Consider the following 8,716-nt stretch of genomic DNA (forward strand, 5'->3'; position numbering starts at 1 on the left):
GCGAGCGGCTGGCCGGGCGCCGGCTCTACGTCAACGACATCTTCCTGACGCTGGTGCGCCGGCCGCTGCAGGGCGGCGCGGGCTTCCTGGAGCGCCTCGTCCGTCAGCCCGGAGCCCAGAAGGCCGACCTGGATCGCGAGCTGCGCGCCCTGCACGCCTCCCGCGAGGCCTTCGCCGCGGCGCTCGCCCCCTACGGTCCGCGGACGCTGTCGCTCTATGCCGGCCCCGGCGGCGCGCAGCGGTCTGAACCGGCGGAGTTCCTGGGCCTGATCCTCAACGGCGAGCTACGGCCCATGCTCGCGCCCACCGGCGACCTCGGCCAGGCGCTGGCGGCGCGCCGGCTCTCCTTCGGCCTCGACGCCATGGAGTTCGGCCCCAACGCCGGCCCGTCCAGTTTCGGCGCGGTGGTCTCGCTGAAGGACTATCCGGCGCGCACCGCGCCCGGCCTGCTGGACGGCGTCCTGCGCCTGCCCATGGAGCTGGTGCTGACCGAGAGCTTCGCCTTCGTCGACCGCCAGCAGGCGCTGGACCGCATGGGCCTGGCGCTTCGCCGCCTGCGCGCCGCCGATGACGACGCGATCAGCCTGCGCACCGAACTCGCCCAGGCCCGCGACGACGTGGGCGCCGGCCGCGCGGCCTACGGCGAGCACACGCTGACCATCCTGGCCAAGGCCGACAGCCTGGAGGAGCTCGACGGCGCGGTGGCCGACGTCCAGTCGGCCCTGGCCGAGGCGGGCGCCATCGCCGTGCGCGAAGACACCAACCTGGAGCCCGCCTTCTGGGCGCAGTTCCCCGGCAACCTGAAGTTCGCCGCGCGCAAGGCGCTGATCTCGGCGGCCAACTTCGCGAGCCTGGCCAGCTTCCACAACCATCCGACCGGCCAGGCCGAGGGCAACCACTGGGGCCCGGCCATCGCGGTCCTGGAGACCACCGCCTTCGGGCCCTATCACTTCAACTTCCACAACGCCGACCTCGGCAACTTCACGGTCATCGGGCCGTCGGGTTCCGGCAAGACGGTGCTGCTCACCTTCCTGCTGGCCCAGGCCGAGCGCCTGAAGCCGCGCATCGCCTACTTCGACAAGGACCGGGGCGCCGAGCCCTTCATCCGCGCCATCGGCGGCCGCTACGACGTGATCTCGCCGGGCGAGCCCACCGGCTTCAACCCGCTGGCGCTGGCCGACAATCCCGCCAACCGCGCCTTCCTGGCCGACTGGCTGGGCCAACTGCTCACCGCCGAGGGCGGCGGCCTCGACGCCGAGGACCGGGCGATGATCGCCGAGGCCGTGGACGCCAACTACGCCCAGGCGCCCGGCCACCGCCGCCTGCGCTACTTGCGCGAGCTGTTCCGGGGCGCGCGCCGCCCGCACGCCGGTGACCTGGCCGCCCGCCTTGCCGCCTGGTGCGAGGGCGGCGAGCATGCCTGGCTGTTCGACAACGCCTCCGACCGCCTGGACATCGACGCCCGCATCCTGGGCTTCGACATGACCAGGATCCTGGATGCGTCGACCATCCGCACCCCGGCCATGATGTACCTGTTCCATCGCCTGGAGCAGCGGCTGGACGGCTCGCCGGCGATCATCGTCGTCGACGAGGGCTGGAAGGCGCTGGACGACGCGGTCTTCGTGCGGCGGATCAAGGACTGGGAAAAGACCATCCGCAAGCGCAACGGCCTGGTGGGCTTCTGCACCCAGAGCGCCTCGGACGCCCTGGAGAGCCGCATCGCCTCGGCGATCATCGAACAGGCCGCGACCCAGGTCTTCTTCCCCAACAGCCGCGCGCGGCGGGAGGACTATGTGGCGGGCTTCGGCCTGACCGAGCACGAGTACGAGCTGGTCCGCAGCCTGCCCGACACCTCGCGCTGCTTCCTGATCAAGCGTGGCGACCACAGCGTGGTGGCCCGCCTCGACCTCTCCGGCCTCTCGGGCGAGCTGGCGGTGCTGGCCGGGACCGAGCGCGCCGTGCGCCGGCTGGAGGCCCTGCGCGGCCAGCTCGGGGACGAGCCCGACGCCTGGCTCGCCCCCTTCATGGAAGGCCGGTCGGCGGCATGAGCGGCTCCTGCGCCAACCTGGTGGGCGACGGCGTCATCCGCGGCGTCCTGGGCGCGGTCGACTGCCAGACCCGCGCCTTCGCCGAGGCCGGCTATTCGTCCCTGACCTCGGCCTCGTCCGGCTTCCAGATCGCGCTCACCGCCCTGCTCGCCATCTATGTCGCCCTGGTCGGCTACCGCATGCTGTTCGCCGCCGATGGCGCGCGGCTGTCGGACGCGCCGGGCATCGCGCTGAAGATCGGCGCCGTCCTGGCCCTGGTGACTAGCTGGGCGACCTTCCAGACCCTGGTCTTCGACATCGCCGGCAAGGCGCCGGGCGAGGTCGCCGCCGCGGTCGCCGCGCCGCTGCAGGCGCACGGCGGATCCCTGGCCGCCGATCCGGTGGGCGGCCTGCAGACCGCCTACGACCAGCTGACCCGCGACGCCGCCGCCTTCGGCAAGGCGGCGGGCGCGGACGCCAAGGCCGCCGGCAGTCCGCCCGCCGCCGCGGCCGGAGCGCTCTCCGCCGCGTCCAACGTGCTCTTCCTGACCACCGCCGGGGTGATCGCCGCCGCAACTTTGGCCATCGGGGTCCTGACCGCGGTCGGTCCGGTATTCATCGCCCTTTTCCTGATCCCCGCCACGCGCGGCCTCTTCGCCGGCTGGGTCCGGGCCTTGGCGGCCGCCGCGCTCGTGCCCCTGCTGGGCTGGCTCGTCGTCGTCCTGATGCTGTCGGTGCTGGAGCCCTGGCTCGTCACGCTCGCCCAGCAGCGCGAGGCCAACACCCTGGACCCACAGACCGGCATGAGCGTGGCCAGCCTGGTCTTCGTCTTCGGCGCAGGCCAGATCGCCCTCCTGGCCGCCGCCGGGATCACCGCCTTCGGCTTCCGCCTGCCCCACGCCGCGCCCACCGAGCGCCGGCCTGTTACGCCCGCGGTTCAACCGTCCCAAAACGTCGCGCCAGCCCAAGCCTACGCCTCGCGCATCCAGCGTCTGGCCTTCGACCTGCAGCGCGACCGGATCGCCGCGGCTGGCCGCCTTGACGCGGCGCGCCTGAGCCACACCACCCGCGCCACCGTCACCACCACGACCGACGAGCGCTCCTATCCGTCCGACCGCCCCGGCCGCCTCGGCGACGCCTACCGCCGCCCGGCTGTCGAGCGTGCGCCCGCAGGGAGCCGCGCATGAGCCGCCCCGCCCTAAGCGCCCTCGCCGCCGCCCTGGCCCTCAGCGCCGCGCCGGCGCTGGCCATCGAGCCGCATCCCGGCGCCGGCGACCCGCGCATCTTCGAGGTGATGTACGACCCGACCCAGGTGGTCGAGCTGAAGGGCGTGCTGGGCTACCAGCTCTCCCTCGAGTTCGACCCCGGCGAGCGGATCGAGAACGTCGCCATCGGCGACGCCCTGGGTTGGCAGGTGACGCCGAACCGCAAGGCCAACCTGCTGTTCCTCAAGCCCCAGGCCAGGCGGCCGGACACCAACATGACCGTGGTGACCAACCTGCGCCGCTACCAGTTCCAGCTCAGCGTCCGCGAGCACGCGGGCGCGAAGCAGATCCCCTATTCGGTGCGTTTCCTCTATCCGCCGGTGGCCGTCGCCGTAGTTGAGCCACCCGCCCCGCCGCCGCCGCCCGTCGACCGCAACCACGCCTACAGCTACCAGGGCAGCGCCAAGGCGCTGCCGACCCAGCTGTTCGACGACGGCCTGGCGACCTACTTCGCGTTCGCGCCAGACGAGGACCTGCCGGCGATTTTCGCCGTCGACCCGGACGGCGCCGAGACGGTGGTCAACTCGCACATGCAGGACGGCTACATCGTCGTCGACCGCACCGCGCCGGGCTTCGTCCTGCGCCGCGGCAGCGAGGTGACCAAGGTGTTCAACGACGGCTGGAAGGGGCAGATGGCCTCGACCCTCAGCCCGAAGCCGCGCGAGAAGCAGCCCTGGTGGCGCCGATGACCGATCCCAAGCCCAAAGCCCTCAGCGCCGAACCCGTCAGCGAGGTCTTCAATCCCGACCACTGGGTCCGCCCGCAGGTGGTCCAGCCGTCCTCGCCCTGGACGGTGGTGCTGGGCCTGGCCGGCGCGGCGCTCTTGGGCGTGGCGGTCTTCACCTCACTCAGCGGCGCGCGCCAGGCGCATGCCTCGACCACCCAAGCCTCGGCGCAGAGCACGGCGACGCCCGGCTGGGCCGGCGCCGTCCAGGCGCTCGGCAATGAACCGCCGGCGGCGCCTGCGAGCGCGCCCGCACCGCCGCCGCCCGCGCCGGCTCCGGCCGCCGTCCAGCCGCCGCCCTCGCCGCTCGACCAACCCGAGACCCATTGGCGCGCGCCGGCCATGGTCGTCGACCTCAGCGACGCCGGATCCGCCGGCGCCGCCTCGCCCGCGCCGCTCCGGCTCGCCCAGGCCCAGGCGCCTGTCGCCGGCGGCGCCGCGGCCGCCGACGGCCCCAACGCCGAGGAGCGCTTCGCCGCCCGCGTCTCTGGCGGGGGAAACGACACCGCCCGCGCCACCCAGATGCACGACGTCTCGCGCATCGTGCCGCAGGGCTTCGTGATCCCGGCGGTGCTGGAGACCGCCATCGACTCCGACCTGCCGGGCTCGGTGCGGGCGGTGGTCAGCCGCGACGTGCGCGGCTTCGACGGCGCCCAGGTCCTGATCCCGCGCGGCTCGCACCTGATCGGCCAGTACAAGTCCGCCGCCGCCATCGGCCAGACGCGCGCCTTCGTGGTCTGGTCGCGGATCATCACTCCGCAGGGCGTCTCCATCGACGTGGGCTCGCCCGCCACCGACCGCCTGGGGCGCGGCGGCCTGGAGGGCAAGGCCGACAGCCACTTCTTCGAACGCTTCGGCTCCTCGATCCTGCTGTCGGTGATCAGCGGCGGCATCGAGGCGGCGGCCAACAGCGGCGGTGGGACCACCAACGCCCTCATCATCGGCTCGCCCACCCAGGCGCAGAACGTCGCGGCCATCGCGCTGCAGAAGCAGATCGACATCCCGACCACCATCAAGGTGGCGCAGGGCGCGCCGGTGCAGGTCTCGGTGGCCCGCGACCTCGACTTCTCCGGCGTCGCCCCGGCCCGCTAGATGACCGCCGGCGTCTATCTCGAGGCCTACCTCGCGCCGCTCGCGCCCTGGCTCACCCGCGCCGACGTCACTGACGTCCTGATCAACCGGCCGGGAGAAGTCTGGATCGAGACCGTCGACGGGGCCATGAGCCGCGAACCCGCCGACCAGCTGACCGAACAGGCCCTGCAGCGCCTGGCCCGGCAGATCGCCGCCGCCAGCCACCAGGGCGTCAACCGCGAGCAACCGCTGCTGTCGGCGACCCTGCCCGACGGCGCGCGCGTGCAGGTGATCTCGCCGCCCGCCACCCGCGGCGGCCTGGCCATGGCGGTGCGCAAGCACCTGATCAGCGACCTGAGCCTGGAGGAGCTGTCGCGCAGCGGCCTGTTCGCCACGCCCGCCCACGCCGGCGCCGCCCAGCGCCAGGCTGCCGACGCCGAACTCGCCGCCCTGCTGGACGTCGGCGACCTGATGGGCTTCCTCAAGGCCGCCGTGCGGCGCCGCAAGACCCTGGTGATCGCCGGCGGCACGGCCAGCGGCAAGACCACCCTCCTGAATGCCCTGGTGAAGGAAATTCCCCGCGCCGAGCGGCTGGTGGCCATCGAGGACACCCCGGAAATCCGCCTCGACCATCCCAACGCCGTCGGCCTGGTCGCCGCGCGCGGCGAGACCGGCGAGGCCCGCGTCGACGCCGACAGCCTGCTGGCCGCCGCCCTGCGCCTGCGCCCCGACCGCATCCTGCTGGGCGAACTGCGTGGGGCCGAGGCCTTCGCCTGGCTGCGCGCCGTCAATTCCGGCCATCCGGGCTCGATCACCACGGTCCATGCCGACAATCCGTCCGGCGCGCTCGACCAGATCGCGCTCCTGGCGATGACCTCCGGCGTCGATCTCGGCTGGGACAAGCTGCGGGCCTACATCGGCCAGGTGGTCGACGTCGTGGTCCAGCTCGATCGCAACGAGGGCGCGCGGCGGATGACCGAGGTCCTGTTCCTGGCCCAGGCGCGCAACGCCCGCGGTTGAAGCCGCCTTAGAGCCGCAGGTCCGAAGCCGCCTTGGGTAAGACGCTCTTCACGTCGAACAGCACCGACGCGGCCCCGCCCAGGGCGCGGATCGCGTCCGGCCCCATCTCGCGGAACTGGTCGTGCGCCACGGCGAGCACGATGGCGTCGTAGCTCGCGCCGGCCTCCGGGACAGCGATCAGCTCCAGGCCATACTCGGCCCGCGCCTCGTCCGCGTCGATCCAGGGGTCCCAGACCTCGACGCGCGCGCCGGAAGCCGTCAGCTCTCCGATGATGTCGGTGACGCGGGTGTTGCGCAGGTCGGTGCAGTTCTCCTTGAACGCCAGGCCCATGACCAGCACCCGCGCGCCGTCAGCCGACACTCCGCGCCGGCCCATTTCCCCGACCAGCTCGCGCGCCACGTGGGCGCCCATGCCGTCGTTGATCCGTCGCCCGGCCAGGATCACCTCGGGATGGTAACCCAGGGCCTCGGCCTTGTGCGTCAGGTAATAGGGATCGACCCCGATGCAGTGGCCGCCGACCAGGCCGGGCCGGAAATTCAGGAAATTCCACTTGGTCCCGGCGGCCGCCAGCACCTCTGAGGTATCCAGGCCAAGCCGCTGGAAGATCAGCGAGAACTCGTTGATCAAGGCGATGTTCAGGTCGCGCTGGGTGTTCTCGATCACCTTGGCCGCCTCGGCCACACGGATGGAGCTGGCGCGGTGCGTGCCGGCGGTCACCACCGAGGCGTAGAGCGCGTCCACGAAGTCGGCGGCCGCCGGCGTCGAACCCGCCGTCACCTTGACGATGTTGGCCAGCCGGTGGGTCGGATCGCCCGGATTGGCGCGCTCGGGACTATAGCCGGCGAAGAAGTCGCGGTTGAAGGTCAGGCCCGAAACCTGCGCCACCAAGGGCACGCAGTCCTCTTCCGTGGCACCCGGATAGACCGTGGATTCATAGATCACCACGCCGCCCAAACTGATCGCCGCGCCCACCGCGCGGCTGGCCGCCATCAGGGCGGTGAGATCCGGGCGCTTCTGCGCGTCGATGGGCGTTGGCACTGTGACGATGAAAACGTTGCAGGCCTTCAGGTCCTGCGGGTCGGAACTCAGCCTCAGGCCCTTGGCCGCCGCCAGCTCCGCCGCCGTGACCTCGAGCGTGCGGTCCTCGCCGACCGCCAGCTCGGCGATCCGTTGCGGCTTGATGTCGAAGCCCACCACCTGATGCTCGGCGGCGAAGGCCACGGCCAGGGGCAACCCCACATAGCCCAGCCCGATCACCGCGATCGTCGCGGGGGTCTGGGTGAAGGGGTTCTGCAACATTCTGCGGTCCATATAGGATTCGGCCGCCTGCCTATCACGACTGCTGGGCGGCGCGAGGGGCTTATGCGGCGTTTCGCCGTTGCGCAGAGAGGCGGCCGCGTTGACTCCGGGACCTGAACGTCTTCGTCTGAACGGGGCGCGCTTCGGCGCCGGCCGTAGGTTGACCCCTCCATGAAGTTCTCGGTCGGCGATCTGGTCTTCATGGCCTTCGGCGTCGTGGCCACCATCGTCATGCTGCTGATGGGCTCGGGCCGGCGCGGCGGGATCGACCCCGAGGCCGAACGGGCGTCGAAGATCGCCTACCTGCGCCAGATCAACCGCCGGTCCAGCCCGATCCTCACCCTGGCGCTGATCATCGCGCTGGCGGCGGGGCTCTATGGCCTGCTGGCCGTCTACGCCCTGCGCAAGTAGCGGGACCGCACATGGCCATCGCAACCGACCGGGCGGACGCCCCAGGCGCTGAGAGCGGCACCCCGACACTGCCGGCGGCAGTGGCGCGCCAGCCGCGCTTTGTAGTGCTGGACGGGCTGCGCGGGCTGGCCGCCTTCCTGGTGGTTGGCCACCACCTGCAGAACCAGATGCGCGCCTCGGGTCCGTTCTCGCACGGCTATCTGGCCGTTGATTTCTTCTTCGTTCTCTCCGGCTTCGTCGTGGCCTCGGCCTACGAGGGCCGGCTGCGCGGCGGCATGACGCTGGCGGAATTCGCCAAGGTGCGTTTCATGCGCCTCTACCCGCTGATGGTGCTGGGGACCCTGTTCGCCACCGTCCTGAGCATCGCCCGCGAGCAGGGCGTGACGTTTTCGATCCTGACCTTCCTGGGACAGCTGTTCCTGATCCCGGGCCTGACCGGCGGGGCCACCCTGTTCGTGCTGAACACGCCCTACTGGTCGCTGTTCTTCGAGATCCTGGCCAACTTCGGTCATGCGGCGACCCTGCGATGGGCCACCACGCGCCGGCTCGCGGTCTGGACCGCCCTGGCCGCCCTGGCGGTGATCTTCACCGCCCGGACCATGCATCACCTCGGCGGCGGCTGGAGCCTGCACAACGCCTGGGCCGGCATTGTGCGGGTCGGGTTCAGCTACCCACTGGGCGTACTCATTTACCGGCTGAACAAGGCGGGGCGTTTGCCTTCGATCGTCCTGCCTGGGCCGGTGGTGGGCCTGCTGCTCGCCGCCACGATTCTGTGTGCCGCAATGGTCGGCAACTGGGCGATGGACGCGGCCTGCGTCATCGTGGCCTTCCCGCTCGTGCTGATTCTGGGACTGAACGCCCACGCCGGGCGCGCCGGCGCCCTAGTGGCCTGGATGGG

General features: G+C 71.8%; 8 protein-coding genes. 7 read left to right on the plus strand and 1 reads right to left on the minus strand.

From position 1 onward, the window contains the following. From E8A49_RS05465 to virB11, 5 genes are all read left to right on the plus strand, one after another. The coding region (locus E8A49_RS05465) for a VirB4 family type IV secretion system protein (RefSeq protein ID WP_293377283.1) at positions 1 to 2,048 on the plus strand (2,048 nt) is incomplete at its 5' end. Next, a complete protein-coding gene (locus E8A49_RS05470; protein WP_293377286.1) occupies positions 2,045 to 3,214 on the plus strand; it encodes a type IV secretion system protein in 1,170 nt (389 codons plus the stop codon). The genes E8A49_RS05465 and E8A49_RS05470, both read left to right, overlap by 4 nt. Next, positions 3,211 to 3,981, plus strand: a complete 771-nt coding sequence (locus E8A49_RS05475; RefSeq protein WP_293377289.1) for a TrbG/VirB9 family P-type conjugative transfer protein — start codon at positions 3,211 to 3,213, stop codon at positions 3,979 to 3,981. Before E8A49_RS05470 ends, E8A49_RS05475 begins: the two co-directional genes overlap by 4 nt. Further along, positions 3,978 to 5,108 carry a type IV secretion system protein VirB10 gene (virB10, locus tag E8A49_RS05480; protein ID WP_293377304.1) on the plus strand — a complete coding sequence of 377 codons (1,131 nt, stop codon included), beginning with the start codon at positions 3,978 to 3,980 and terminating at the stop codon, positions 5,106 to 5,108. Before E8A49_RS05475 ends, virB10 begins: the two co-directional genes overlap by 4 nt. Then, on the plus strand, positions 5,109 to 6,107 hold the full coding sequence (virB11, locus tag E8A49_RS05485) for a P-type DNA transfer ATPase VirB11 (protein WP_293377292.1): 999 nt from the start codon (positions 5,109 to 5,111) through the stop codon (positions 6,105 to 6,107). 7 nt (positions 6,108 to 6,114) lie between these two features. Here virB11 and E8A49_RS05490 read toward each other — a convergent pair whose 3' ends face one another. Further along, positions 6,115 to 7,419, minus strand: a complete 1,305-nt coding sequence (locus tag E8A49_RS05490; RefSeq protein ID WP_293377295.1) for a nucleotide sugar dehydrogenase — start codon at positions 7,417 to 7,419, stop codon at positions 6,115 to 6,117. 159 nt (positions 7,420 to 7,578) lie between these two features. Between E8A49_RS05490 and E8A49_RS05495 the strand changes: the two genes are divergently transcribed. Continuing rightward, positions 7,579 to 7,818 carry a hypothetical protein gene (locus tag E8A49_RS05495; protein WP_293377298.1) on the plus strand — a complete coding sequence of 80 codons (240 nt, stop codon included), beginning with the start codon at positions 7,579 to 7,581 and terminating at the stop codon, positions 7,816 to 7,818. 11 nt (positions 7,819 to 7,829) lie between these two features. Then, on the plus strand, positions 7,830 to 8,716 hold an 887-nt coding region (locus tag E8A49_RS05500), incomplete at its 3' end, for an acyltransferase (protein WP_293377301.1).

This window comes from Phenylobacterium sp., assembly GCF_004799515.1.
In the GTDB taxonomy this organism is placed as follows: Bacteria; Pseudomonadota; Alphaproteobacteria; order Caulobacterales; family Caulobacteraceae; genus Phenylobacterium.

What these genes read in the sequence shown, in the direction of transcription:
- E8A49_RS05490 (WP_293377295.1), bottom strand. Translation starts at nt 7,419, where the DNA reads ATGGACCGCAGAATGTTGCAGAACCCCTTCACCCAGACCCCCGCGACG.
- E8A49_RS05475 (WP_293377289.1), top strand. Translation starts at nt 3,211, where the DNA reads ATGAGCCGCCCCGCCCTAAGCGCCCTCGCCGCCGCCCTGGCCCTCAGC.
- E8A49_RS05470 (WP_293377286.1), top strand. Translation starts at nt 2,045, where the DNA reads ATGAGCGGCTCCTGCGCCAACCTGGTGGGCGACGGCGTCATCCGCGGC.
- E8A49_RS05495 (WP_293377298.1), top strand. Translation starts at nt 7,579, where the DNA reads ATGAAGTTCTCGGTCGGCGATCTGGTCTTCATGGCCTTCGGCGTCGTG.
- virB10 (WP_293377304.1), top strand. Translation starts at nt 3,978, where the DNA reads ATGACCGATCCCAAGCCCAAAGCCCTCAGCGCCGAACCCGTCAGCGAG.
- virB11 (WP_293377292.1), top strand. Translation starts at nt 5,109, where the DNA reads ATGACCGCCGGCGTCTATCTCGAGGCCTACCTCGCGCCGCTCGCGCCC.